The organism is Streptomyces sp. NPDC091377, assembly GCF_044757045.1.
GTDB lineage: Bacteria > Actinomycetota > Actinomycetes > Streptomycetales > Streptomycetaceae > Streptomyces.
The window spans coordinates 406,659-430,530 of the sequence record NZ_JBIVUE010000005.1 but is presented as its reverse complement, the minus strand read 5'-3'; the positions used below and the strand labels follow the sequence as shown (position 1 = coordinate 430,530).

Below are 23,872 nucleotides of genomic sequence, written 5' to 3'. Positions count from 1 at the left end.
GTTCTGCACGCAGTGCTTGAATTCTATGTGCGGGACGTCATGACACGACGTACTCACCGTGCCGTCCGACCAGAAGGGAAGCCATGACCACCGAGACGCGGGAGTTCCAGGCCGAAGCGCGGCAACTCCTGGAGTTGATGGTCCACTCCATCTACTCGACCAAGGAGATCTTCATCCGCGAGCTGATCTCCAACGCCTCCGACGCCCTGGACAAGCGACGGTACGCCGCGCTCACGGACGACAGCCTCAAGGCCGACGATCCGCACATCGCCATTGAGGCGGACAAGGACGCCCGCACCCTGACCGTGCGGGACAACGGCATCGGCATGACCCGCGACGAGGTGGTGGAGCTGATCGGCACCATCGCCCGGTCCGGCACCGCCGAGACGCTGCGCCGCCTCCGCGAGAGCAAGGAATCGGCCGAACTGATCGGCCAGTTCGGTGTCGGCTTCTACTCCGTCTTCATGGTGGCCGAGAAGGTCACCCTCCTCACCCGCAAGGCGGGCGAGGAGACGGGGGTGCGCTGGGAGTCGAACGGCGACGGCACGTACACGATCGAGACCACCGGTGACGCCCCGGAGGGCACCTCGGTGACCGTGCACCTGCGCCCCGTGGACGACGAGAACGGGCTCCACGACTACACCGAGGAATGGCGCATCCGGGAGGTCGTGAAGCGCTTCTCGGACTTCATCTCCTTCCCCATCCGGATGGGCGACGCCACGCTCAACTCGATGAAGGCCCTGTGGGCGCGGCCGAGGTCGGAGGTCGCGGACGAGGAGTACCGGGAGTTCTACCGGCACATCAGCCACGACTGGACCGATCCGCTCGACATCATCCAGATCCGGGCCGAAGGCACCTTCGAGTACGAGGCGCTGCTGTTCATGCCGGCGCGGGCCCCGCACGACCTCTTCCAGCGCGATGCCCGCGGCGGCCTCCAGCTCTACGTCAAGCGTGTGTTCATCCTGGAGGACAGCCGTGAACTCCTCCCCGGCTACCTCCGCTTCGTCCAGGGAGTCGTGGACGCCGCCGACCTGCCGCTGAACATCTCCCGCGAGATCCTCCAGCAGGACCGGCACATCCAGCTGATCCGGCGCCGGCTGGCGAAGAAGGTCCTGGCGACCGTCAAGACGCTCATGAAGAACGAGCCCGAGAAGTACCGCACGTTCTGGCGTGAGTTCGGCGCCGTCGTCAAGGAGGGCCTCCTCGACGGCACCGACTCCCAGAAGGCGATTCTCGACATCGCGTCGTTCGCGACCACCGCGTCGTTCGCGTCCCCCGCGGCGGACGAAGCCACCTCGGGGGACGAAGCAACCTCGGGCGACACGACCGCGCCGGGCGACACCACCGCGTCGGACGACACCACAGCGCCGGACGGATCCAGTGCGCCGGACGGATCCACCGCGGCCGACGAGGTCACCGCAGGGAATGGACTCACCACCCTCGCCGACTACGTCGCCCGGATGAAGGAGGGTCAGGACAAGATCTACTTCATGGCGGGTGACAGCCGCGCGCAGGTCCAGAACTCCCCGCATCTCGAAGCCTTCAAGGCGCAGGGGTACGAGGTCCTGCTGCTCACCGACCCGGTGGACGAGATCTGGGTCGACGCGGTCCGGTCGTACGACGACAAGGAGTTCCAGTCCGTCGCGCGCGGCGCGGTCGACCTGCCGTCCGAGGAGAAGCCGTCGGAGGAGCGGACCGGTGCCTACGCCCCCGTGCTGAGCTGGCTCAACGAGGTGCTTGGCGAGGTGAAGGAGGTCCGTCTGACGACCCGGCTGACCGTCTCACCGGCCTGCCTCGTCAGCGACATGAGCGGTCTCACACCGGCCCTGGAGAAGATGTATCGCGCGATGGGCCAGGACGTGCCCTCGGCCCAGCGCATCCTGGAGCTGAACCCCGAGCACCCGTTGGTGAGCGGGTTGAAGGCAGCGTACGAGGAGCGTGCGGACGATCCGGCACTGGCCGAGACGGCCGAGTTGTTGTACGGGACCGCGTTGCTCGCGGAGGGCGGCGACCTGACCGACCCGGCTCGTTTCGCGACACTGCTCGCCGACCGTCTGAGCAAGACCCTGTAGCGCGAGACCTCGACCGCCCCCTTCCCATGTCGTGGGAAGGGGGCGGTCGGATGCGCGATTGCCGAACGGCGATTGCCGAACGGTGACGCGGCTTGCCGACTGTTGACGGCTGCTGGCGGCTACCGACGGGTGGCGAAGGCGATCAGCCCCGCCTGTCGGCCTCCTGATCCTTCCTGGCGGCCTCGTCCTGCCCCGCCGTCTCGTCCTCCCCGGCCCTCTCGTCCTTCTCGACCCCGGCCTGTGACGCCTTCTTCGCGGCGATCAGGCTGGTGATGGTCGTGATGACCAGCACGCCACAGATGACACCCAGCGAGACCGGGATCGTGATCTCCGGCACGTGCAGGCTCGTCGTCTCGTGGAGTCCGTGCAGGACCAGCTTCACACCGATGAAGGCGAGGATGACCGACAGGCCGTACGACAGATGGACCAGCTTCTTCAGCAGGCCGACGATGAGGAAGTACAGCTGCCGCAGCCCCATCAGCGCGAACGCGTTGGCGGTGAAGACGATGTACGGATCCTGGGTCAGACCGAAGATCGCCGGGATCGAGTCCACGGCGAAGAGGACGTCCGTGAGGCCGATCGCCACCATGACGATCAGCATCGGCGTGACGATCCGCTTGCCGTTCTCGCGGATGATCATCTTGGTGCCGTGCCACTGGTCCGTGGAGGGCACGCGCCGCTGGATGGCCTGCATCACGCGGCCCGGCTCCCAGTCCTCCTGCTCCCCGGCCCGCGCCTCCTGGATGAACTTCCAGGCGGTCCAGATGAGGAAGGCGCCGAAGATGAAGAAGACCCAGGCGAACGCGTTGATCGCGGCGGCGCCCACGGCGATGAAGACCGCGCGCAGGATGAGCGCGATCAGCACGCCGATCATCAGCACCCGCGGCTGATAGATCGACGGGACCGAGAACTTCGCCATGATCAGGACGAAGACGAAGAGGTTGTCGACACTGAGTGACTTCTCGGTGATATAGCCCGCGAAGAACTCGGCGGACGCCTGTCCGTCACCCCAGATCAGCAAGCCGATCCCGAAGAGCACGGCGAGGACGATCCAGACGAGGGACCAGGTGCCCGCTTCCTTCATCGAGACCTCATGCGGCTTGCGACCGCCGATGAAGAAGTCGGCCGCGATGAGTACACACAGTCCTACGACCGTGAGCACCCACATGGTCATTGAGACGTCCAACCTGGATCCCTCCCTGTGAAGTGGCACCCCAAGATACAAGGGTGCCCAAAGACAGGTAAAGATTAGGTCTAATCGCCTGGTCGTGGGCATGTCGTGAGGGGCAATCAGACGCCGGAGGAACGGCCGGACGCCGGTCGGACGGTCAGGCTCCGGTCGGATGGACAGACTCAGGTCGCATCGCCGGACGCCGGACGCCGGACGCCGGACGCCGGACGCCGGACGCCGGACGCCGGACGCCGGACGCCGGACGCCGGACGCCGGTCGGATGGCGGCGGGCCGGTGCGCCGCCATCCGAGGGCGATTACTCACCCGGGCTGCACGTCGATGACGCACAGTCTCTTGGTGGCGCGAGTCAGAGCCACGTAGAGATCCCGCTCCCCGCCGGGGCGGGATGCGGCGATCTCGTCCGGATCCACGACGACCACCTCATCGAACTCCAGCCCGCGCGCTTCGGAGGCAGGGACGATGCGCGCATGCTCAGCGACCCCCGCCGCCGTCAGCTCGGCCCACCGACCATCCGCGCAGATCACCCCGGACAGCTCACCGGGGTGCGCGGCGCTCTGCTCCTCCAACTCCTGGAGGACGGTGGCGACCAGCGTCTCCGGTCGCGTCGTCAGGGTGCGGGGAACCTCACCATGGCGCAGGGAACGGGTCGGCTCCTGGTCCGGGGCGATCCGTACCAGGAGTTCCCGGGTGCTCTCCAGGATCTCCTGCGTGGTGCGGTAACTGACGGTCAGGGTGTGGAGGTCGAACCGCGGACTGACATGCGCGCTCAGCGCCTCCTTCCAGTCACGTGCTGTCGTGACGGGGCCCGCCTGAGCGAAGTCGCCCACCAGCGTCATCGCCCTGCCGGGGCAGCGTCGTACGATCATCCGCCACTGCATGGCGGTCAGTTCCTGTGCCTCGTCGACGACGACATACCCGTACGTACGCCGCGGCGGGCCCTCGATCAGGTGCACCGCCTCGTCCAGAAGGGGCACGTCGGCATCGGTCCATCCGCCGTGCGAGCCCTGCGGCAGGAGCGACCGCTCGTGCTCGGTCAATCCGGGCAGACATCTGGCGGAGGTGTCCGGATCCGTCAGGAGAGCGCGCACCACCTCACCGGGCACCAGCCGCGGCCACAGTGTCTCCACCGTGCGGTCCACATGGGCGTCGTCCAGGAGACCGGCCCGGACGGCCTCCGCGTCGAACTCGTCGGCCGGCCCCGCGCCAGACGCCTCGTCGTAGCCGAGTTGACGCAGGTCGGCCGCCGCCGCCCGGTCGAGGTCGGTGCCGGTCAGCAGGGCGACCTCGGCGTCGATCCGCTCCAGGATGTCGCCCGTGCTGCGCTCCAGCGCGTCGGTGAGGGCATCGACCACGAGTTCCTTGAACACCTGACGCGCGGGGTTGTGTCCCAACCCCGTGCCTACGGCGGCGTCGCGCGCTGTTGCCACCTCCTCAGGGGTGAGGCGAATCGTTTCGTGGCCGATCCGCACAGCGAAGCCGCCGTTCGGAGCCTGGTGGCCACGGACCAGGGCCGCCAGCGCGTCGGCCATGGCCGCACCGCCCTTGAGACGCGCCACATCGAGTGGGCCCGCCGTGTCCGGGAAGACCCCGGCCAGTTCCTGGCAGGTGGCCAGGACGACGTCGTTCTCCCCGAGTGAGGGCAGGACCTGGGAGATGTAGGCGAGGAACCGGGCGTTCGGGCCGACCACCAGGACACCGTGCTCGGCCACGCGCGGGAAGGCGTACAGGACATAGGCCGCCCGGTGCAGAGCGACCACCGTCTTGCCGGTACCGGGGCCGCCCTGGACCACCGACACCCCGCGGTGGGCGGAGCGCACGATCCTGTCCTGCTCGGTCTGCAACGTCGCGACCGCCGCCTGCATCAGCCCCGTACGCCGCGCTGAAAGGGCCTCCATCAGAGGTCCGTCGCCTACGACGTCCCGGGCGGTCGGCGTCGAACCGTCCAGGATCTCGTCGCTGACCGCGGCCACCGCGCGTTCCTCCAGGCGAAGGTGCCGGCGCCGCCGCAGGCCCATGGGATGGATCGGCGTCGCTTCGTAGAAGGGCCGCGCGGCGTTCGCACGCCAGTCGACCAGGAGGGGCAGGTCTTCCTCGTCCGTCTGCAAGCCGATCCGGCCGATCCGCAGGGTCGTGCCGTCCGCCCGGTCGATCCGGCCGAAGACCAGCCCGTTCTCGGCCCCCTCCAGCCGTGCGATCTCCTTCGCCAGACGTGCGGCGGAGACCTCGCGCGCGTGCGCCTCCCCCGCGCCCTCGGTCGGGGTCCTGAGTACCTCCGTCAGCTCTGTCCGGGCCGTGGAGAGCCGCTCGGCGAGCAACTCGAACAGAGTGGACACATGGGTTTGCTCCCACTCGACCTGACACGCGGCGGCGTCATGTGCCTGCGACACAGGGGACTCCTCTATACAGCGGGCTGAGCTTGTGATCGAATCCGCGTCCGGCTGCTGCCGGCCCGACTGCGAACGCGTGATGGCGGAGATGCCGTACTCCTCAAATTTGACTACGTGGGGGCGGAGTCGCCGAGGGTACAGCATGGAAGGAGACTTCCCGACATGTCAGAGTCGTGACATGGGTCACTGTGTGAGGGGAGGGGCGAGGAAGCCCGAGTGGCGGAACGGGGGAGGGAGACGAAGGCGGAGGCGCGGGGAGGAGCAGTGAGGCATGAGTAGTCAGGGATGAGTAGTCAGGGATGAGTCGGGGTGCGTGTCAGGGGTGTCTCAGGGTGGTGGTTCGGAACCGCGGAGAGCACCCACCCGTTCAGAAGAGCAGAGAGCGGCAGTGGCCGCGAAGGAGGCGACACCATGTCGAAGAACGCCAAGATCGCCGCAGGTGGTGTGGCGGTCGGCATCATCTTGCTGATTTGGCTGCCCTGGTGGGTGGCGTTGTTGATCGTGCTCGGGGTTCCGGCCGCCGCGTACCTCACGCTCGACCCCGCGCAGCGCCGTCGGCTGCGTCGTGTCACGCGCAAGGAGTTGGGTCGCTGAGGCGCGCACCGGCTGCCCGGCCGCCCGGGGGTGAGCGAGAGTGCGTGTCACGGGCGGCGGAGCAGGGGCGCGGGGCGACGGTGTAGCTGGGCACCGGGGCCGGGACCGGCGACGGGTTCGGGACTGAGGTCGGGGGCGTGCCCGGGGCTGCGCCGAGCGGACGCGGACCGGACCGGTGCAGGCGGTGACTCAGACGGTGGATCCGGTGCCGTCCGGAGGGTCAGATAGGACGTACGGCCATCCGGTCCAGAGCTGCCAACAGGCCGGGCAGTTCGGGGCCGCGTCCCACCGGCAGGACCTCGCCCGGCTCGTCGTCCAGCAGGACGAAGGCGATGTCGTCCGTGCGGGCCACCAGGGACCAGCCGGGGCCGTCCGCGCGCAGAGTGCGCGCGTCACCGGGGGCGAAGGAGGAGCGGACCCGGCCGAGCGGCGGAGGCGTGTCCACATAGGCGGCTGCCTCGGCCAGGACACGACGTATGCCGCTGTGACCGGGGCGGAGCGCGCCGTTCTGTGCGCCCGGTTCGCCCGGCGGGCTCGGTATGCCGGGTGCGCTCGGCGCGCTGGGCGTGCTCGGCCCACTCAGCCCACTCAGCCCACTCGGCCTACTCCGTGTGCCCGGTGTGCCGGGGTTGTTTGGGCCGCCGGAGCCGCCGGAGCCGCCGGAGCCGCCGGATCCCGGCGATTGGCTGGCGGTGGCGTCATAGGGCTCCGTCTGCCACCAGGTCTCCACGACCTCGCCCGCCGCCGCGAGGTCGGCTGCCGCCCCTGCGGTGCCGCCACCCTCCGAGGCGACTTCCACAGCCTCGGCCGCCCCACCGCCAGCCTCGGCCGCTTCACCGCCAGCCTCCGCCGCCCCACCGGCAGTCGCCACCGCCCCGACCCCTCCGACCGCCCCGACCGCCTCGGCCGTTTCCTCTCCCTGCTCCTCCCCTTCGCGGCTCCCCACGGACGGGCCCGGTGCCGTCGCCGTGCCGCCCGGCGTCAGGAAGTCGGCGTCGTCGATCTGCTCCCGCCACATCGTCCACTGGAGCGCGATCTCGTCAGCGCCCAGGCGGCGCTGGGCGGGACCCCAGACCGAAGTGTCCGGCGGGCTGAGTGGGGGACCTCCGGCGATCTCCGGGCCGGGGTCGTGCGGTGCCGGGATGCCCGGAGCGGCGACGGCGACCGCGAGGGGCCAGCCCGGCAGCGCGGCGACGACCGAGCGCTCGTCCGGCGACAGGTCGTACTCCATGCCGCAGTCCCAGGCGGCGACGGCCACCGCCACCAGCGACACATCGTCGGTGGCGACGGTCCACCGCGCCCCCTCGCCGTCCTGGCCCAGCACCAGGCCGTACCCGTCGGCCAGAGGGGCGAGGCCGAGCGTCGCGCAGGCGTCCGGGTAGTCGTCGCCGAGAACACTCGGGAACTGCGCGGGCGTCAGCAGTACCGCCGTGAGCACATAGAGCGCGTCGTCAGCGGCGGTGACGGCGTTCTCGTCCGTCCCGGCCATCCCAGCCTCCCCAGGTTCGTCCAACGGAGGCGCACCCTAGTGGGACCGGCGGCGCCTTGTCACGACCGCCATGGCTCCCCGGAGCTGGGACGATCCGGCTGGACCGGGCGAATCGACCGCCCGGTTCCGGTTGCCTCCGCATAGCTCCGTCAGGCTGCTGGCAGCCCCAACAGGTCACGTGCCACGGCCCGGGGCGACTCGTCGCGCTCGCGCGCGAGGGCTATCACCGCGCGGCACGCCAGTTCGTTCACCCCGAACGACAACGCCTCGGGCGACACCCAGCCCGCGGCCTCCTCGATCCGCTCCTGATCGTCCTCGGCGCAGGCCGACACATACGCGGCGGCGGCCTCGAACAGGTTGTGCGAGCGGGCCTGTCGACCTGTGTCCCGCTCCGTCCGGAACGCGTAGCGGACCGTGCTCCAGGACTTGCGGACCCTGCCCCACATGCGACCACCCTTGCTCTCGTAGCTGCGCTCGACGCCCTTTCAGCCGCCGCACCTCAACGTAGAGTTGAAGGCTCCGCGACAGAAGAGGGGCGGCCTGGTGAAAGCGCTGTGACCTCGGTCGCGCGGAGGCGGCCGGGTGCGCGAGCGGGCGATCGAGCCGTGAGAGGACGCGGGGGTCCGGCTCAGCGTTCCCGGACCGCCAGGGCCAGGAAACGGGTGTCCTCGTCGACGTAGGACGTCATGCGCCAGCCGGAGTCGGCCAGCAGCGGGGCGAGACGAGGCCGCGCGCGAAGGTCGTCGGGGGCGATCTGCCGTCCCTGACGGGCGGCGAGCGCGGCACGGCCGAGGGGATGGAAGAGGGCCAGCAGCCCTCCCGGCCGGACCACACGGGCGAGTTCCCGCAGGTTCTCGGCCGGGCGGGGAAGGTGCGCGATGAGACCGGCCGCGAATACCGCGTCGAGCGATCCCGAACGCAAAGGCAGCGCGGAGACGTCGGTGAGCACCAACTGGCCGTCCTCGTCCCGTCCGGCCCGTACGGCGGCCTCCAGCATCGCGGGCGTCAGATCGGCGCCGACGACCACCCCGGAGGGCCCCACGGCGGCCCGCAGCGAGGGCAGGGCCCGCCCTGTGCCGCAGCCCGCGTCCAGCACGCGGTCACCCTCGTGCAGGGCCAGTTCGGCGACGGCGGCGGCGTAGACGGGCCCGTCGTCGGGGAAGCGGCTGTCCCAGTCGGCGGCGCGGGCGGTGAAGAACTCCTGCGTGTGCGTACGGTCCTCGTTCATGCCCGCATGATCTCCCACCGGCCGGAGCACCGAGCCGGGGCGGGTCCGTGCGGCCGGATCAGCTCGCCAGTTCCTTCTGGGCGAGCACCTTGTCGATCGGGACACGGACCAGCAACTCACCCGCCACCCCGTTGCGCTCACCGAACTCCTCGGCGCGCTCCTCACCCATGTACCGGGCACCGATCCGCCCCGCCCAGTGCCGCAGCTCGCCGAGATCCTCGGAGATCCGGGCCCGGCCCTGCAGAATCACGAAGTCGAACGGTGGCCGCTCGTCGTCCACGCACAGGGCGATCCGGCCGTCCCGCAGCAGATTCCGGCCCTTGACGGTCTGCTTCCCCGTGTTGAACACCACCTCGTCTCCGTCGAGCACGAACCAGACCGGCGCCACATGAGGGCTCCCATCGGCGCGAACGGTCGACAGCTTGGCGGTGCGGGTGCCGTGCGAGACGAAAGCCCGCCATTCCTCGTCGGTCATCTTCTCTGCCATGCTCCCCATCCTGCTTGCCCGCGGGGCGTCCGGTGCGGAAGGCTGGCGGAGGTGTCCCTCCATTGCGGGGGATCTCCACCAGGGGGCGACGTCACCACGGGAGACCGGACCATGGCGCAGACCAAGGGACTCGGCTGGCTGCTCGACGATCTGACCGAACGTGTCGATCATGTGCGGCACGCTCTCGTTCTGTCGAACGACGGACTGGTCACCGGAGCCAGTACCGGACTGCGGCGCGAGGACGCGGAACATCTCGCCGCGGTCGCCTCCGGCCTGCACAGCCTCGCCAAGGGGTCGGGCCGGCACTTCGGCGCCGGTGGCGTACGGCAGACGATGGTCGAGTTCGAGGAAGCGGTGCTGTTCGTCACCGCGGCCGGGAACGGCAGCTGCCTGTGCGTCCTCAGCGCCGCGGACTCCGACTTCGGCCAGATCGCCTACGAGATGACCCTGCTCGTCAACCGGGTCGGCGAGCATCTCGCAGTCGATGCCCGGCATCCCGAACGCGGCCCGCTCGACCACGGCTGACCTGCGGTTTTCTCCCGTAGCGCAGAGTTATCCACAGGCTTGCCACGAGATCAGCCGGGGCGGGTACCGTGGAGTCACCGCGAACGCACGGAGCGTGAGCGCAAGACTTCACGGGGGAGACCGACCATGGCAGGCAACACCGTCGCGCGACCTGACAACGCGCTCTGGACCACGACCCGCGCCGCTCGGGAACTGGGCCTCAAACGTCCTGAGCTGGAGCTGGCCCTCGGCCTCGGCCGCGTCCGGTCGGTGCCCGATCCCTCGGGACCGGGCCGCCGGATCACCCGCGCCGAGATCGACCGGCTGCGGTCCGAGAACGGATTCCCGGAAGCCCTCCGGGAGAGCGTCCGGGCGGTGGCCGCTCCGACGGGCGCCACCCTCATGGACGTGCCCGCGGTCCGGCTCAGCCGCCTCGCCCGGCTCGGCCTGCTGGTCCCGGTCTCCTTCTACTTCAGTCGCTACGGCGCCCTGGTCTGGCTCTATCTCGCGGAAGAGCTGCGTCAGTTCGCCGCCGACGAGAAGAACGCCCCCTATCTGAAGGGCCGACTGCCCGAGGGCCTGCGCGGCCAGGAACGCACCGGGCTGGATCTGCGGGCGCGCAACTGGCGGGGACGTCATCTGGGCTTCCTGCTGCGCCAGGTGGGCGACGACGCCTGGGCGCAGACCGCCGCCCTCGCGTCCTTCCTCGATCCGGCCCTGGTCTCGGACCTCGTGCAGGACCCGTACGAACAAGCCCATCTGGGCCGGCTCCGACCACTGCCGCCCGTGCGGGTCTCGGCGTCGCGCACGGCCGACCTCGTCACAAGGATCACGACCGCGAGCGACCCGGACGAGATCGACTGGCTCCGCACCGACCTGGCACAGGCCCTGACCGAGGCCCGCGCCCAGCACCCGGCCCCACGACCGGAACCGCGTACGCCCCAGCTCCACCATCCGCCCCATCCTGCCGAGGCGACCCATCCGACCCAGGTGGCCCGACCTACCCGGCCTACCCGACCTGCCCGACCTGCCCAGGCGGCTCAGGCGTCACCGGCACCGGACGGAACGCCTCCGCACCGGTCACCCGTATCCGAACCGGACTGCAACCGCCCCGCCGTCCCCACGCCCCGCGGCGGGAGCAGGGAATCCCGAGGTCTCCTGGGCTGGCTGCGCCGCAGAAGCTGACGATCCGGCGCCGACCGGTGCCGTTACAGCGCCCGGAACAGCCCCTCCTGGACGACGGAGACGAGCAGCCGCCCCTGAACGTCGTAGATCCGGCCCCGGGCCAGGCCCCGGCCGCCGGTCGCGATCGGTGACTCCTGGTCGTACAGGAACCACTCGTCGGCGCGGAACGGCCGGTGGAACCACATGGCGTGATCCAGCGACGCCATGTCGAAGCTCCGCGGACCCCACAGCGGTTCGACCGGGATGCGCACGGCGTCCAGGAGGGTCATGTCGCTGGCGTAGGTCAGCGCGCAGGTGTGCACCAGCGGGTCGTCCCCGAGCGGCCCGACCGCGCGCATCCACACCGCGCTGCGCGGCTCCGCGTCCTTGACCTCCTCGGGCGTCCAGCGCAGCCGGTCCACATACCGGATGTCGAAGGGCTGGCGGCGCGCCATGCGCTCCAACTGCTCCGGCAGCGCACCCAGATGCTCACGGATCTCGTCCGAGACCGTCGGCAGCGACTCCGGATCCGGGACCACCCGGCCGGGCGGCAGCTGGTGCTCGAAAGGACCCTGCTCAGGCTGATGGAAGGAGGCGGTGAGATTGAAGATCGTACGGCCCTGCTGCACCGCGGTGACCCGGCGGGTGGTGAACGACCTGCCGTCCCGCACCCGTTCGACCTGGTACACGATGGGCACCCCCGGCCGGCCGGGGCGCAGGAAGTACGCGTGCAGCGAGTGCACGGGCCGGTCGCCCTCCGTGGTGCGACCGGCCGCGACCAGCGCCTGGCCGGCCACCTGTCCGCCGAAGACCCGTTGCAACGACTCCTGCGGGCTGCGGCCACGGAAGATGTTGACCTCGATCTGCTCCAGGTCGAGCAGGTCGACCAGTCTCTCGGCCGGATTCGTCATGGGCGTCCTCGTGAGTGTCCTGGTGCGGAGTGCGGGTGTTCTGAAGTGGGCCCGGGGCGTTCTGGCGGAGCGCCTCAAGGCCCCGGGGCGGGGCTCACAGCTGGCCGACGTCGGTGACCTTGACGACGGCCCGGCTCTCGGCGTCGGACGCCGTGAGGTCGATCTCGGCGCTGATGCCCCAGTCATGGTCGCCGTTCGGGTCGTCGAAGATCTGCCGGACCCGCCACAGGGCGTTCTCCGGCTCCTCGTGGATCACGAGCAGCTTCGGGCCGCGCGCGTCGGGGCCGGTGCCGAGGTCGTCGTACTCGTCCCAGTACTTGTCCATCGCCTCACCCCACGCGTCGGCGTCCCAGCCCGACTCCCCGTCCAGCTCGCCGAGTTCGCCGACCTGGTCGAGGGCGGCGAGTTCGACGCGCCGGAACATGGCGTTGCGGACCAGCACCCGGAAGGCCCGCGCGTTGGTGGTGACCGGCTTGACCTCGTCGGCTTTCTCCTGCGCCTGCTCGGCGGTCATCTCCTCCGGGTTGGCGAGCTGCTCCCACTCGTCCAGCAGACTGGAGTCGACCTGGCGGACCATCTCGCCCAGCCACTCGATCAGATCCTGGAGATCCTCCGACTTCAGGTCGTCGGGGATGTTGTGGTCGAGGGTCTTGTACGCGCTGGCGAGGTAGCGCAGCACGATCCCCTCGGTGCGGGCCAGCTCGTAGAACGAGACCAGCTCGGTGAAGGACATCGCCCGCTCGTACATGTCGCGGATGACGGACTTCGGCGACAGCGGGTGGTCACCGACCCAGGGGTGGCTCTTGCGGTACGTGTCGTACGCGTGGAAGAGCAGCTCCTCCAAGGGCTTGGGGTAGGTGATGTCCTGGAGGCGCTCCATGCGCTCCTCGTACTCGACACCGTCCGCCTTCATCGCGGCCACGGCCTCGCCCCGCGCCTTGTTCTGCTGGGCGGCGAGGATCTGCCGGGGGTCGTCCAGCGTGGACTCCACGACCGACACCATGTCGAGGGCGTAGGAGGGCGATTCCGGGTCGAGGAGTTCGAACGCGGCGAGGGCGAACGTGGACAACGGCTGGTTGAGCGCGAAGTCCTGCTGGAGATCGACGGTCAGACGGACGATCCGCCCCTCGGCGTCCGGCTGGTCCAGCTTCTCCACGATCCCGCCGTCCAGCAGCGAGCGGTAGATGGCGATCGCCCGCCGGATGTGCCGGATCTGCTGCTTGCGCGGCTCGTGATTGTCCTCCAGGAGATGCCGCATCGCGTCGAAGGCGTTGCCGGGGCGGGCGATCACCGACAGCAGCATGGTGTGCGTGACCCGGAAGCGGGAGGTCAGCGGCTCCGGCTCGGAGGTGATCAGCTTCTCGAAGGTGTCCTCGCTCCAGGCGACGAAACCGTCGGGTGCTTTCTTGCGGACGACCTTCCGCCGCTTCTTCGGATCGTCGCCGGCCTTGGCGAGCGCCTTGTCGTTCTCGATCACATGCTCCGGGGCCTGCGCCCCGACATACCCCGCCGTGTCGAAGCCCGCGCGGCCCGCGCGCCCGGCGATCTGGTGGAACTCCCGCGCCCGCAGGGTCCGCACCCGGCTGCCGTCGTACTTGGTCAGCGCGGTGAACAGCACGGTGCGGATCGGGACATTGACCCCGACCCCGAGGGTGTCCGTGCCGCAGATGACCTTCAGCAGACCGGCCTGCGCGAGCTTCTCCACCAGCCGGCGGTACTTCGGCAGCATGCCGGCGTGATGCACCCCGATGCCATGACGGACGTACCGGGACAGATTGCGGCCGAACTTGGTGGTGAAACGGAAGTTGCCGATCAGCTCGGCGATCTGCTCCTTCTCCTCCCGCGAGCACATGTTGATGCTCATCAGCGCCTGCGCCCGCTCCACGGCCTGCGCCTGGGTGAAGTGCACGATGTACACCGGTGCCTGCTGGGTCTGGAGCAGTTCCGTGAGCGTCTCGGTGAGCGGGGTGCGCCGGTAGGTGTAGGAGAGGGGCACCGGGCGGGTGGCGGAGCGGACGATCGACGTGGGGCGGCCGGTGCGCCGGGTGAGGTCCTTCTCGAACATCGAGACGTCACCGAGCGTCGCCGACATCAGCACGAACTGCGCCTGCGGCAGTTCCAGCAGCGGAATCTGCCAGGCCCAGCCGCGGTCCGGCTCCGCGTAGAAGTGGAACTCGTCCATGACGACCTGACCGACGTCCGCGTTCCTTCCGTCGCGCAGCGCGATGGACGCGAGGACCTCGGCGGTGCAGCAGATCACCGGGGCGTCGGCGTTCACCGAGGCGTCGCCGGTGAGCATGCCCACGTTCTCGGTGCCGAAGAGCTTGCACAGCTCGAAGAACTTCTCCGAGACCAGCGCCTTGATCGGCGCGGTGTAGAAGGTGACCTCGTCACGGGCGAGCGCGGCGAAGTGCGCACCCGCCGCGATCATGCTCTTCCCCGAGCCGGTCGGGGTCGACACGATCACGTTCGCGCCCGAGACGGCCTCGATCAGCGCCTCCTCCTGGTGTGGATAGAGGGTGAGACCGCGCTCCCGCGTCCACGACTCGAAGGCGTCATAGAGGGCGTCGGGGTCGGCGGTCCGCGGCAGCTGATCGATGAGGGTCACGCCCCCATCTTGCCTGGCGTCCGGGCCCAGGGGGGAATCGGCTGCGGACGGCAAGATCGCGAACGCTACGCTGTGTCGCCGACGTGCCGTCAGCGCACACGGCCAACTGGACAGCGGTACACGACGAATGGGGCGGGCAGCGGCGATGATGGGACCAGCACACTCACTGTCGGGGGCCGCCGCCTGGCTCGGTGTCGGCGCCGCCGCGGCGGCGGCAGGCCATGCGATGCCCTGGCCGGTCCTGCTCGTCGGGGCGCTGATCTGCGCCGGAGCCGCCCTCGCCCCCGATCTCGACCACAAGGCCGCCACCATCTCGCGCGCCTTCGGACCGATCTCACGGGCCCTGTGCGAGATCGTCGACAAGCTGTCGTACGCCGTCTACAAGGCGACCAAGAAGCAGGGCGACCCGCGCCGCACCGGCGGCCACCGCACGCTGACCCACACCTGGCTGTGGGCGGTGCTGATCGGCGGCGGGGCCTCGGCGCTGGCCATAGCGGGCGGGCGCTGGGCGGTGCTGGCGATCCTCTTCGTGCACATGGTGCTGGCGATCGAGGGCCTGCTGTGGCGGGCGGCGCGGCCCAGCAGCGATGTGCTGGTGTGGCTGCTCGCGGCGACGAGCGCGTGGATCCTCGCCGGGGTGCTGGACAAGACGGGCAACGGCGCCGACTGGCTGTTCACCGACCCCGGCCAGGAGTACCTGTGGCTGGGCCTGCCGATCGTGCTGGGAGCCCTGGTCCACGACATCGGGGACGCGCTGACCGTCTCGGGCTGCCCGATCCTGTGGCCCATCCCGATCGGCAGGCGGCGCTGGTACCCGCTGGGGCCGCCGAAGGTCCTGCGGTTCCGGGCGGGAAGCTGGGTCGAACTGAAGGTGCTGATGCCGGCGTTCATGTTGCTCGGGGGAGTGGGCGGGGCGGCGGCGCTCAACGTCATCTGAGCCGGACACCCCCGCGGACGGTGTGGCGGTCCGCCCCGCGCCGCCGCACCCCACCCGCCCGGCCGGGTGACCCATCAGTCCCTGTACAGGGCGCCCGGGACGCGCCCGCCGTCTGCGCTGGGTGTGAGCACGGCCGCCGGCACTGCCAGGGCGGCCCGCTCGACGGGCGTGCGGTACGGGGCGTCCCGCCAGGTGGCCACGCCCGTGATCCGCTTCTCCGATCAACCGGCCTTCCTGAGGTCGGCCGCGTGAGGGAGGCTCGGACAGGTACTGCCGAACGGCTGACCGGCGGGCGTGCACCTCAGGTGCCCGGTGGTCTGGGCCACGGGGCGGTCGGCGTCGGTCTACGCGAGCGCCTCGGTGTTCGCGAGTGCCTCGATCGTCGCGAGGGTCTCGGCGACGGCGGCGAACCCGGGGGCGGGCTTCCGGGGGTCGCGCAGCCGCGACGGACCGGTCGTGGCGGCTTCCTTCGCAGTCCTGGCGCTGCCGCTCGGGCCGGGCCGGGCGGCAGTCGGCCGGGGTGCGCGACGCCGCCGTGCTGCTTCCGATGCGCTGACGGACCGCGAAGGGCGGCGGTGACGGCCGTGGGCCACCCGGGCGCGGCTACGGCCCGGCGCCCGGTACCCAAGGCCAGCAGGAGCGCGGCGGGCCAGGGAAAGGGCTCCAGGCCGCTACGCCGAGTCGGCGGCGCCTCCGCCACCCGTGCCGTAGCGCTTCTCGAAGCGGGCGACACGGCCCTCGGAGTCCACCGTGCGGGCCTTGCCGGTGTAGAAGGGGTGGCTCTCGGAGGAGATCTCGACATCGACGACGGGGTAGGTCTCGCCGTCGTCCCACTCGATGGTGGTGTCGCTGGTCGCGGTCGACCGGGTGAGGAACGCGTATCCCGCGGCACGGTCCCGGAAGACGACCGAGTGGTAGTCGGGGTGCTTGTCCTGCTGCATGGCGACTCCTGTGACGACGTCGGGAAGGGGACGGAGTATAGGAGGAAGTCGGGGTCAGCCGGGTGGCGCATCCTCGTCCACGACGTGCATGGCGGCCTCCTCGGCGGAGGCTGCCGCACCGTCGATACCGACGTCCGTGGCGACCAGTGCGCTCTCCTCGTCCTCGTGCGCGCCCTCGTCGGGGGCGACGAGACGGCCGGAGCGGGCGGCACCGACCTCGTTGTCCCAGAGTTCGCCGTCCGTGCCGGCCGTGTCACCCATGCCGTCGCCGTCGGGCCGGGGACGGTCCGGAAGCTCCTCGGACAGCCGCTGGTCGAGGGTCTCGCCCCGGCGGCGCTCGGCGGCGGTCACATCGTCGCGCTCCACCGCCCACGGCCGCTCAGGCGGGGACCAGCCGCGGTCGAGGGGGTCGCCGACACCGTCGTCGACCAGGGTGTCCTCCGCGTCAAGCAGTCCCGCGTCGTCCTGGACCTCGGAACCGTCCGGCTGGTAGACGTCGTCTCCCCAGCCCTCGGAGCTGTTCACAGGTACCTCCAGGTGGTGGAGATGGTCCCCGCTTGCCGCCGCCGGGGTGGGCCGCGGGGCCGGGCGCGCGACACACCCGGCGGGAAACCGGGCGTTTCCCCGGCCGACGCGCGAACCGGTGCCGCTCTCCAGCCTTCCACCCCCCTTCGGCACCGCGCAACGCCACACGGCCCGAGGGGCGGGGGAGCAGGGGCGGGGCGCAGGCGTCACGGCCCACCCACGAGCCGAGTGAGGCACACACCGCACGCCCCACCGCCCGGGCCCGCCGGTCCGGGGTCGTCTCCGCAGCCGGGAAGCCTGGCCTCGCCGGTCCGGGGTCGCCTCCGCAGCGGGAAGCCTGGCCTCGCCGGTCCGGGGCTGCCTCCCCAGCCGGGAAGCCTGGCCTCGCCGGTCCGGGACCGCCTCCGCAGCCGGCAGCCCTGACCCCACCTGTCCGGGGCCGCCTCCCCAGCCAGGAGTCCGCGGGCGAGGAGACCCCGGGCCAGGAGCCCCAGGCAATGGACCCGGGCCAGGATCTCCGGGCGATGGACCCCGGGCGATGGAGCCTGGGCCGGGAGGGCCCCCTCATGACCGTTCACCCGTGCCAGGACCGCCACAGCGCCGCGTACGCCCCGTCGGCGGCGACCAGCTCGTCATGGCTGCCCAGCTCACTGATCCGGCCGTTCTCGACCACGGCGATCACATCCGCGTCGTGCGCGGTGTGCAGCCGGTGGGCGATGGCGACGACCGTACGGCCTTCCAGCACCCGGGCCAGGGAGCGCTCCAGGTGACGTGCGGCGCGCGGGTCGAGCAGGGATGTCGCCTCGTCCAGCACCAGGGTGTGCGGGTCCGCCAGGACCAGCCGGGCGAGGGCGATCTGCTGGGCCTGGGCCGGGGTGAGCGCCAGGCTGCCCGAGCCGACCTCGGTGTCCAGGCCGCCGTCCAGGGCGCGCGCCCACCCGTCCGCGTCGACGGCACCGAGCGCCGCCCACAGCTCCGCGTCCACCGCCTCGGAACGCGCGAGGAGCAGATTGTCCCGCAGCGAGCCGACGAAGACATGGTGCTCCTGGTTGACCAGGGCCACATGGGAGCGGACCTGCTCGGCAGGCATCGCCGACAGCTCGGCGCCGCCGAGGGTGACCTGACCCCGACGTGGCCCGTAGATACCGGCCAGCAGCCGCCCCAGCGTGGACTTGCCCGCGCCCGACGGGCCGACCAGCGCCAGCCGGGTGCCCGGCGGCACCTCCAGGGAGACCTTGCGCAGTACGTCCACGCCTTCGACATAGCCGAAGTCCACCCGGTCGGCCCGCACATGGCGTCCCTCGGGGGAGAGCGAGTCGTCGCCCGCGTCGGGCTCGATGTCCCGCACCCCGACCAGCCGGGCCAGCGACACCTGGGCCACCTGAAGCTCGTCGTACCAGCGCAGGATCAGACCCACCGGGTCGACCAGCATCTGCGCGATCAGCGCGCCGGTGGTCAGCTGCCCCACGTCCATCCAGCCCTGGAGGACGAAGACACCACCGATCATCAGCACCGATCCGAGCACGGTCACATGCGTGACGTTGATGATCGGGAAGAGCACCGACCGCAGCCACATCGTGTACCGCTCCCAGGCGGTCCACTCCCGGATCCGCTGGTCCGACAGTGCGGTGCGGCGGGCGCCGAGGCGGTGGGCCTCGATGGTGCGCCCGGCGTCCACGCTCTCGGCCAGCGCGGCGGCGACGGCGGCGTACCCGGCGGCCTCCGAGCGATACGCCTGCGGCGCCCGCTTGAAGTACCAGCGGCAGCCCACGATCAGCAGCGGCAGCGCGAGCAGCACGGCCGCGCCCAGCGGCGGCGCCGTGACGACCAGGCCGCCCAGCAGCAGCGTCGCCCACACCACGCCGATGGCCAGCTGGGGCACCGCCTCGCGCATGGCGTTGGCGAGCCGGTCGATGTCGGTCGTGATCCGGGACAGCAGATCGCCGGTGCCGGCCCGCTCCAGCACGCCCGGCGGCAGCCCGACCGAGCGGACCAGGAAGTCCTCACGCAGATCGGCCAGCATCCGCTCACCCAGCATCGCGCCGCGCAGCCGGACCTCGCGCACGAAGACCGCCTGGATCACCAGCGCGGTGACGAACAGGCCGATGGTCAGCTCCAAGCCGAGGTCCTCGGCCCCGTCGGAGACCCGCTCCACCAGGCCGCCGAGCAGATACGGGCCCACCATGGACGCGATCACGGCAGCCGTGTTCACGCCCATGAGGAGCAGGAAGGCCACTCGGTGGCGGCGGAACAGTTCCGTCACGTACGCGCGCACGGTGGCCGGGGCCCCGACCGGCAGGGTGCTCGCGGTCGTCGGGGCCGCCGGGTCGTACGCCGGTGGCGCCACGCCGATCATGCGCTCTCCTCGATGTCTTCCAGTACCTCGACGTCGTCCCGGACCGGCTTCGCGGCCTTCGTCACGTCCTTGCCGGTGCCGCCTGCGCGCACGGCCATGTCCCTGTCGCTCTCGGCCCCGTCGATCGCCGACCCGCCCTTGGCGGACTTGTCCTCGTCGGACCTGTCCAAGGCGGATTCACTCGCCGCCGCCACATCCCCGGATGCCGAGGCACCCACGTCCCCGGACGCCGAGCCACCCACATCCCCGGACGCCGAGCCACCTGCATCCCCGGATGCCGAGGCATCCACCTCCTTCTCCTCGTCCGTCTCCCTCGTCACCACCGCCCGGTACCTCGGCTCGCTCCGCAGCAGTTCGCGGTGCGGGCCCTCGGCGGTCACCTTGCCGTCGTGCACCAGCACCACGTGGTCGGCCCGGTCGAGGAGGAGCGGCGAGGAGGTGAACACCACCGTCGTGCGGCCCTCGCGCAGCTCACGCAGACCGTGGGCGATACGGGCCTCGGTGTGCGAGTCGACGGCCGAGGTCGGCTCGTCCAGGACCAGCACCTCCGGGTCCGTGATCAACGACCGGGCCAGCGCGAGCCGCTGGCGCTGGCCGCCGGACAGGGACCGGCCGCGTTCGGTGAGGTGCGCGTCGAGCGGATCCGTCACCTCCAGCGAGCCCTGGAGTAGCGCCGCCAGCACGTCGTCGCACTGCGCGGCGGCCAGCGCCGCCCTCGCGTCGACCTTGCCGGAGCCGGGGACGTCGAGAAGTTCACGCAGGGTGCCGGAGAGCAGGACCGGGTCCTTGTCCTGGACCAGCACGGCCGTGCGGGCCGCGTCCAGCGGAAGCTCGTCCAGCGGCACGCCGTCCAGCAGCACCGAGGCGCCCTGCTCGGAGGGGTGTCCGCCGAGCCGTTCGGCCAGCAGGCCCGCCGCGTCCGGGTCACCGCACACCACCGCGGTCAGCCGACCGGTCGGAGCGAGGAACCCGGTGTCCGGGTCGTACAGCTCCCCGGCGGGCACCTGGTGCTCCCGGAGCCCTCGCGTGTCGGTGGCCCGCTCCATGGACAGCACCCGGGCGGCGCGCCGCGCCGACGGCCGGGAGAAGGAGTACGCCATGGCGATCTCCTCGAAATGCCGCAGTGGATAGCTGAGGATCATCACGGCGCTGTAGACGGTGACCAGTTCACCGACGGTGATCCGGCCCTCGCGGGCCAGTCCGACGCCGTACCAGACGACCCCGACCAGCAGCAGGCCCGGCAGCAGCACCTGGATGGCGGCTATCAGCGCCCACATGCGGGCGCTGCGCACGGCGGCGTGCCGGACCTCCTGGGAGGCGCGGCGGTAGCGGGCCAGGAAGAGTTCCTCGCCGCCGATGCCGCGCAGGACGCGCAGACCGGCGACGGTGTCCGAGGCGAGTTCCGTGGCGTGGCCCGCCTTCTCCCGCTGGACGTCGGCCCGCCGGGTCGCGCGCGGCAGCAGCGGCAGCACCGACAGGGCCAGCACCGGCAGGCCCACGGCGACCACGACGCCGAGCGCGGGCTGGTAGACGACCAGACCGACGGCGACCAGGACGATGGTCACCAGCGCCGCGGTGAACCGCGACAGGGCCTCCACGAACCATCCGATCTTCTCGACGTCACCCGTGGACACGGCGACCACTTCACCGGCCGCGACCCGTCGGGTCAGGCCGGAGCCGAGCTGGGCGGCCTTGCGGGCCAGCAACTGCTGGACGCGCGCGGCGGCGGTGATCCAGTTGGTGATCGCCGTGCGGTGCAGGAAGGTGTCACCGACCGCGACGCCGACCCCGGCCAGTGCCAGCAGTCCGCCCGCGACCGCCAGTCGTGACCCCGAGCGGTCCACGACCGCCTCGATCGCGAGGCCGACACAGAAGGGCATGGCCGAGACGGAGACGAAGTGCAGCAGTCCCCAGGCCAGCGACGTGAGCTGACCGCCCAACTGGTTCCGGAACAGCCACCTCAGAAACCGGGGCCCCGATCGCGCGTCCGGCACACCAGGATCGAGGTACGGAAGGTCTTGGATCTGCATGGCGTCCCAGTGGTTCGTGTCGTGCGGTGGATCGGGAAGGTAGGCAGGTGGGTGCGGAGAGTGACGTCCGCCCGCCGTGAAAAGGCTCTAGCAAACCGTGCAAGGTTCACCCTGGAGGGCGCTTCGGGGCAAGCTGTTTTCTCATGGCGGGAGGGGTGTGTTTCGGTCGACTTGGGAACCCGGTTTCCGCCTCGGGAGCGGCCTGTTCTGCGAGGCGGGGACGGCCGTCCCCGCTGCGGCCCGGGTGACTCGTGCCGAGCCCCGTGGCCCCGGATGCCTCATTGCGGCCCCGCCTCCCGCCCCCGTAGAACACGTGCATGACAAAAAGGCTCCTTGTGGCTCTGCTCACCGGAGTGACCCTCCTCGTGGGCACCCTCATCGGCGCGGCCCCCGCACCGGCGGCCGGCGCCCACGACATACCCCCCGAGTTCGGCACCGACTGGCACGACCCCCTCACCGCCGCCCCGCCCGTCCCCAGGCCGGACACCAAGTCCTGCACCATCACGGTCGCGCAGGCGCAGTTCCGCGACTTCACCCCGCACCGTGGCCGCTACACCCCGCCCGACGGCTGCGGCGACGACTGGAGCAAGGTGGTGCTCCGGCTGGACGGTAAGGTGAAGGGGCGTCAGTACGACCGCCTCGGTCACCTCCGCCTCGGCGGGGTCGAGATCCTCCGTACGTCCACACCGCAGCCGTCACCCGACGGTATCGAGTGGTCCGTCGAGAAGGATGTCACGCGCTACCGGGACACCCTCCGCGGCACCCAGGACGTCGAGCTGCTCATCGGCAATGTCGTCAACGACACCTACACCGGCGTCATCGACGTCACAGTCACCCTCACCTTCTACGAGGGCACCGCCCCGCGCGCCGACACCCCCGACCGCGTCCTCACCCTCGCCGAGGGCACCACCGGCGGCACGACACTGACCACCCCGCGCAACAGTGAGCGCGTCGTCGCCGAGGTGTACGCGACCGGCTCCGGCGGCGGCTGCGAGGAGTACTGGTACCTCACCGTACCGACTGCGGCCCCCTACTCCTGCCGCACCGAGAAGGGCCCCTACCGCGAGGTCCGAGTGACGGTCGACGGAAAGCTCGCGGGGATCGCGGCACCGTTCCCGACCGTCTGGACCGGCGGTTGGTCCAACCCGTTCCTCTGGTACGTCGTCCCCGGCCCGCGCGCCCTCGACGTGAAGCCGATCCAGTACGACCTGACCCCGTTCGCCGGGCTGCTCAACGACGGCCGCCCGCACCGCGTCGAGGTCTCGGTGGCCGGTGTGCCCGAGGGGCAGAGCGGCTGGAGCACCCCGGTCAATGTGCTGGTGTGGCAGGACGCCGGGAGCCGGAAGGTGACCGGCGGACTCACCACGCACCGGGCCGGTGATCTGACCGGCTCCTCGACCTACTCACCCGGGTCACCCGGATCGCCCGGGCCGCGGCACCGGGTGGACACCGAGGGCGGCCACCGGCTCACCGTCTCCGGCTATGTCGACACCTCGCACGGCCGGGTCACCACCACTGTGACCCGCGCGCTCGCCCACACCTCCGTGCACCGCTGGAGCGACGACGAGAGCACCGACGTGCTCGACGGCACCTGGACGGACCGGGAGACCGTCACCACGGACGGACGCGGCCCGGCGGTCACCACCCGGACCCATCGCACCTACCTGGTGGACGGCACCACCACCCTGGGTGCCGGAGACCGCCTGCGCACCGTATTGACGCTCGGCGACCGGGCCACCGTCACCCGGGCCCGGGGCGGCAAGGTGACCGGCTGGTCGCGACTGGACGACACCTACACCGGTGACGCCACCTACACCGTGAACGTGCCGCGCGAGGAACGTCAGGGTGTCGCCACGACGACCGAGCGCTACCGGCTGCACGGCTCGGACGGATGCCACGACCGTACGGTCACCTCGGTGCAGGGGGTGCTCACGGAGGACCGTCGGCGCTGCTGACCACCGCTCTCACCTGCGGCGATCCCTGCCCACCCCGGCTCTCAGCAGGGGCCGACGGGCCCTCCGTCGATCAGCGTGTCCAGCAGTCCGGCCAACTGCGAGCGCTGATCGGCGGTGAGCGGAGCCAGGATCTCCTGGGCCGCGGCCCGACGCGCGTCCCGTAGCTCGCGCAGCGCCTTGCGCCCGTCCTCGGTCAGTTCGATCCGGATGACCCGGCGACTTTCGGGGTCGGGTGCGCGCCGCACTTTGCCGCTGGCCTCCAGCCCGTCGACCAGGGTGGTCACGGCCCTCGGCACCACTTCGAGCCGGGCGGCCAGATCGGCCATGCGCGGCGGTGCCGAGAAATGCGCGAGGGTGCGCAGCAGCCGGGACTGAGCCGGTGTGATGCCCAGGGCGCGCTGCTCCAGATGGCGTTTCTGGATGCGATGGACCCGGCGAGTGAACCGCAGCAGTTGCTCGGCGAGCATGCCGTCGGGATCGGGGGAGGTCATG

The 23,872-nt window shown here is 71.0% G+C and carries 18 protein-coding genes and 1 pseudogene; 6 read left to right on the top strand and 13 right to left on the bottom strand.

Going from position 1 to position 23,872, the window contains the following annotated elements:
- Positions 1 to 83: 83 nt before the first annotated feature.
- A complete protein-coding gene (htpG, locus tag ACIQNG_RS14380) occupies positions 84 to 2,072 on the top strand; it encodes a molecular chaperone HtpG (RefSeq protein ID WP_401484983.1) in 1,989 nt (662 codons plus the stop codon).
- A gap of 142 nt (positions 2,073 to 2,214) precedes the next feature.
- Here the strand turns inward: htpG and ACIQNG_RS14375 are convergent, their stop codons facing one another.
- The gene (locus ACIQNG_RS14375; protein ID WP_401485112.1) at positions 2,215 to 3,246 is read right to left on the bottom strand and encodes a TerC family protein; all 1,032 of its coding nucleotides are present in this window, start codon (positions 3,244 to 3,246) and stop codon (positions 2,215 to 2,217) included.
- Positions 3,247 to 3,563: 317 nt separating this feature from the next.
- Positions 3,564 to 5,651 carry a HelD family protein gene (locus ACIQNG_RS14370; protein ID WP_401484981.1) on the bottom strand — a complete coding sequence of 696 codons (2,088 nt, stop codon included), beginning with the start codon at positions 5,649 to 5,651 and terminating at the stop codon, positions 3,564 to 3,566.
- 411 nt (positions 5,652 to 6,062) lie between these two features.
- Here ACIQNG_RS14370 and ACIQNG_RS14365 point away from each other — a divergent pair, with 411 nt between their 5' ends.
- Positions 6,063 to 6,245 carry a hypothetical protein gene (locus tag ACIQNG_RS14365; protein ID WP_401430908.1) on the top strand — a complete coding sequence of 61 codons (183 nt, stop codon included), beginning with the start codon at positions 6,063 to 6,065 and terminating at the stop codon, positions 6,243 to 6,245.
- Positions 6,246 to 6,465: 220 nt separating this feature from the next.
- On the opposite strand, the gene ACIQNG_RS14360 is transcribed toward ACIQNG_RS14365, so the two are convergent.
- The 4 genes from ACIQNG_RS14360 to ACIQNG_RS14345 form a co-directional block, all read right to left on the bottom strand.
- Positions 6,466 to 7,734 carry a hypothetical protein gene (locus ACIQNG_RS14360; RefSeq protein WP_401484979.1) on the bottom strand — a complete coding sequence of 423 codons (1,269 nt, stop codon included), beginning with the start codon at positions 7,732 to 7,734 and terminating at the stop codon, positions 6,466 to 6,468.
- Positions 7,735 to 7,883: 149 nt separating this feature from the next.
- Positions 7,884 to 8,180: a hypothetical protein gene (locus tag ACIQNG_RS14355; RefSeq protein WP_401484978.1), complete on the bottom strand. Its 297-nt coding sequence runs from the start codon at positions 8,178 to 8,180 to the stop codon at positions 7,884 to 7,886.
- A 182-nt stretch (positions 8,181 to 8,362) separates the two neighbouring features.
- Positions 8,363 to 8,962 carry a class I SAM-dependent methyltransferase gene (locus ACIQNG_RS14350; RefSeq protein WP_401484976.1) on the bottom strand — a complete coding sequence of 200 codons (600 nt, stop codon included), beginning with the start codon at positions 8,960 to 8,962 and terminating at the stop codon, positions 8,363 to 8,365.
- 58 nt (positions 8,963 to 9,020) lie between these two features.
- A complete protein-coding gene (locus ACIQNG_RS14345) occupies positions 9,021 to 9,449 on the bottom strand; it encodes a PPOX class F420-dependent oxidoreductase (RefSeq protein ID WP_401430900.1) in 429 nt (142 codons plus the stop codon).
- 111 nt (positions 9,450 to 9,560) lie between these two features.
- On the opposite strand from ACIQNG_RS14345, the gene ACIQNG_RS14340 reads away from it, so the two are divergent.
- Both ACIQNG_RS14340 and ACIQNG_RS14335 read left to right on the top strand, forming a co-directional pair.
- Positions 9,561 to 9,974, top strand: a complete 414-nt coding sequence (locus tag ACIQNG_RS14340; RefSeq protein WP_401430898.1) for a roadblock/LC7 domain-containing protein — start codon at positions 9,561 to 9,563, stop codon at positions 9,972 to 9,974.
- A gap of 126 nt (positions 9,975 to 10,100) precedes the next feature.
- Positions 10,101 to 11,138, top strand: a complete 1,038-nt coding sequence (locus tag ACIQNG_RS14335; RefSeq protein ID WP_401484974.1) for a DUF6397 family protein — start codon at positions 10,101 to 10,103, stop codon at positions 11,136 to 11,138.
- Between the two features lie 23 nt (positions 11,139 to 11,161).
- Here ACIQNG_RS14335 and ACIQNG_RS14330 read toward each other — a convergent pair whose 3' ends face one another.
- Both ACIQNG_RS14330 and ACIQNG_RS14325 read right to left on the bottom strand, forming a co-directional pair.
- Complete coding sequence (locus tag ACIQNG_RS14330; RefSeq protein WP_401430894.1) at positions 11,162 to 12,028, bottom strand: acyl-CoA thioesterase; 867 nt, start codon at positions 12,026 to 12,028, stop codon at positions 11,162 to 11,164.
- A 94-nt stretch (positions 12,029 to 12,122) separates the two neighbouring features.
- A complete protein-coding gene (locus tag ACIQNG_RS14325; RefSeq protein WP_401484972.1) occupies positions 12,123 to 14,636 on the bottom strand; it encodes a DEAD/DEAH box helicase in 2,514 nt (837 codons plus the stop codon).
- 145 nt (positions 14,637 to 14,781) lie between these two features.
- Here ACIQNG_RS14325 and ACIQNG_RS14320 point away from each other — a divergent pair, with 145 nt between their 5' ends.
- Complete coding sequence (locus ACIQNG_RS14320) at positions 14,782 to 15,573, top strand: metal-dependent hydrolase (protein WP_401430890.1); 792 nt, start codon at positions 14,782 to 14,784, stop codon at positions 15,571 to 15,573.
- Positions 15,574 to 16,244: 671 nt separating this feature from the next.
- Here the strand turns inward: ACIQNG_RS14320 and ACIQNG_RS14315 are convergent.
- From ACIQNG_RS14315 to ACIQNG_RS14300, 4 genes and pseudogenes are all read right to left on the bottom strand, one after another.
- The gene (locus tag ACIQNG_RS14315; RefSeq protein ID WP_401430885.1) at positions 16,245 to 16,514 is read right to left on the bottom strand and encodes a type B 50S ribosomal protein L31; all 270 of its coding nucleotides are present in this window, start codon (positions 16,512 to 16,514) and stop codon (positions 16,245 to 16,247) included.
- Positions 16,515 to 16,568: 54 nt separating this feature from the next.
- Entirely contained in the window at positions 16,569 to 17,039 is a 471-nt protein-coding gene (locus ACIQNG_RS14310) for a DUF5709 domain-containing protein (RefSeq protein WP_401430883.1), read from the bottom strand.
- A 574-nt stretch (positions 17,040 to 17,613) separates the two neighbouring features.
- On the bottom strand, positions 17,614 to 19,395 hold the full coding sequence (locus tag ACIQNG_RS14305; protein WP_401484970.1) for an ABC transporter ATP-binding protein: 1,782 nt from the start codon (positions 19,393 to 19,395) through the stop codon (positions 17,614 to 17,616).
- Positions 19,396 to 19,690: 295 nt separating this feature from the next.
- A pseudogene (locus ACIQNG_RS14300) lies at positions 19,691 to 21,425 on the bottom strand (ABC transporter ATP-binding protein); the annotation flags it as partial.
- Between the two features lie 317 nt (positions 21,426 to 21,742).
- Between ACIQNG_RS14300 and ACIQNG_RS14295 the strand changes: the two are divergent.
- On the top strand, positions 21,743 to 23,380 hold the full coding sequence (locus tag ACIQNG_RS14295) for a peptide-N4-asparagine amidase (protein ID WP_401484968.1): 1,638 nt from the start codon (positions 21,743 to 21,745) through the stop codon (positions 23,378 to 23,380).
- 41 nt (positions 23,381 to 23,421) lie between these two features.
- Here the strand turns inward: ACIQNG_RS14295 and ACIQNG_RS14290 are convergent, their stop codons facing one another.
- Positions 23,422 to 23,871, bottom strand: a complete 450-nt coding sequence (locus ACIQNG_RS14290) for a MarR family winged helix-turn-helix transcriptional regulator (RefSeq protein WP_401430875.1) — start codon at positions 23,869 to 23,871, stop codon at positions 23,422 to 23,424.
- Position 23,872: the final 1 nt, after the last annotated feature.

What these genes read in the sequence shown, in the direction of transcription:
- ACIQNG_RS14365 (WP_401430908.1), top strand. Translation starts at nt 6,063, where the DNA reads ATGTCGAAGAACGCCAAGATCGCCGCAGGTGGTGTGGCGGTCGGCATC.
- ACIQNG_RS14355 (WP_401484978.1), bottom strand. Translation starts at nt 8,180, where the DNA reads ATGTGGGGCAGGGTCCGCAAGTCCTGGAGCACGGTCCGCTACGCGTTC.
- ACIQNG_RS14315 (WP_401430885.1), bottom strand. Translation starts at nt 16,514, where the DNA reads ATGCAGCAGGACAAGCACCCCGACTACCACTCGGTCGTCTTCCGGGAC.
- ACIQNG_RS14340 (WP_401430898.1), top strand. Translation starts at nt 9,561, where the DNA reads ATGGCGCAGACCAAGGGACTCGGCTGGCTGCTCGACGATCTGACCGAA.
- ACIQNG_RS14295 (WP_401484968.1), top strand. Translation starts at nt 21,743, where the DNA reads ATGACAAAAAGGCTCCTTGTGGCTCTGCTCACCGGAGTGACCCTCCTC.
- ACIQNG_RS14290 (WP_401430875.1), bottom strand. Translation starts at nt 23,871, where the DNA reads ATGACCTCCCCCGATCCCGACGGCATGCTCGCCGAGCAACTGCTGCGG.
- ACIQNG_RS14320 (WP_401430890.1), top strand. Translation starts at nt 14,782, where the DNA reads ATGATGGGACCAGCACACTCACTGTCGGGGGCCGCCGCCTGGCTCGGT.
- ACIQNG_RS14350 (WP_401484976.1), bottom strand. Translation starts at nt 8,962, where the DNA reads ATGAACGAGGACCGTACGCACACGCAGGAGTTCTTCACCGCCCGCGCC.
- ACIQNG_RS14335 (WP_401484974.1), top strand. Translation starts at nt 10,101, where the DNA reads ATGGCAGGCAACACCGTCGCGCGACCTGACAACGCGCTCTGGACCACG.
- htpG (WP_401484983.1), top strand. Translation starts at nt 84, where the DNA reads ATGACCACCGAGACGCGGGAGTTCCAGGCCGAAGCGCGGCAACTCCTG.
- ACIQNG_RS14330 (WP_401430894.1), bottom strand. Translation starts at nt 12,028, where the DNA reads ATGACGAATCCGGCCGAGAGACTGGTCGACCTGCTCGACCTGGAGCAG.
- ACIQNG_RS14305 (WP_401484970.1), bottom strand. Translation starts at nt 19,395, where the DNA reads ATGATCGGCGTGGCGCCACCGGCGTACGACCCGGCGGCCCCGACGACC.
- ACIQNG_RS14375 (WP_401485112.1), bottom strand. Translation starts at nt 3,246, where the DNA reads ATGACCATGTGGGTGCTCACGGTCGTAGGACTGTGTGTACTCATCGCG.
- ACIQNG_RS14360 (WP_401484979.1), bottom strand. Translation starts at nt 7,734, where the DNA reads ATGGCCGGGACGGACGAGAACGCCGTCACCGCCGCTGACGACGCGCTC.
- ACIQNG_RS14345 (WP_401430900.1), bottom strand. Translation starts at nt 9,449, where the DNA reads ATGGCAGAGAAGATGACCGACGAGGAATGGCGGGCTTTCGTCTCGCAC.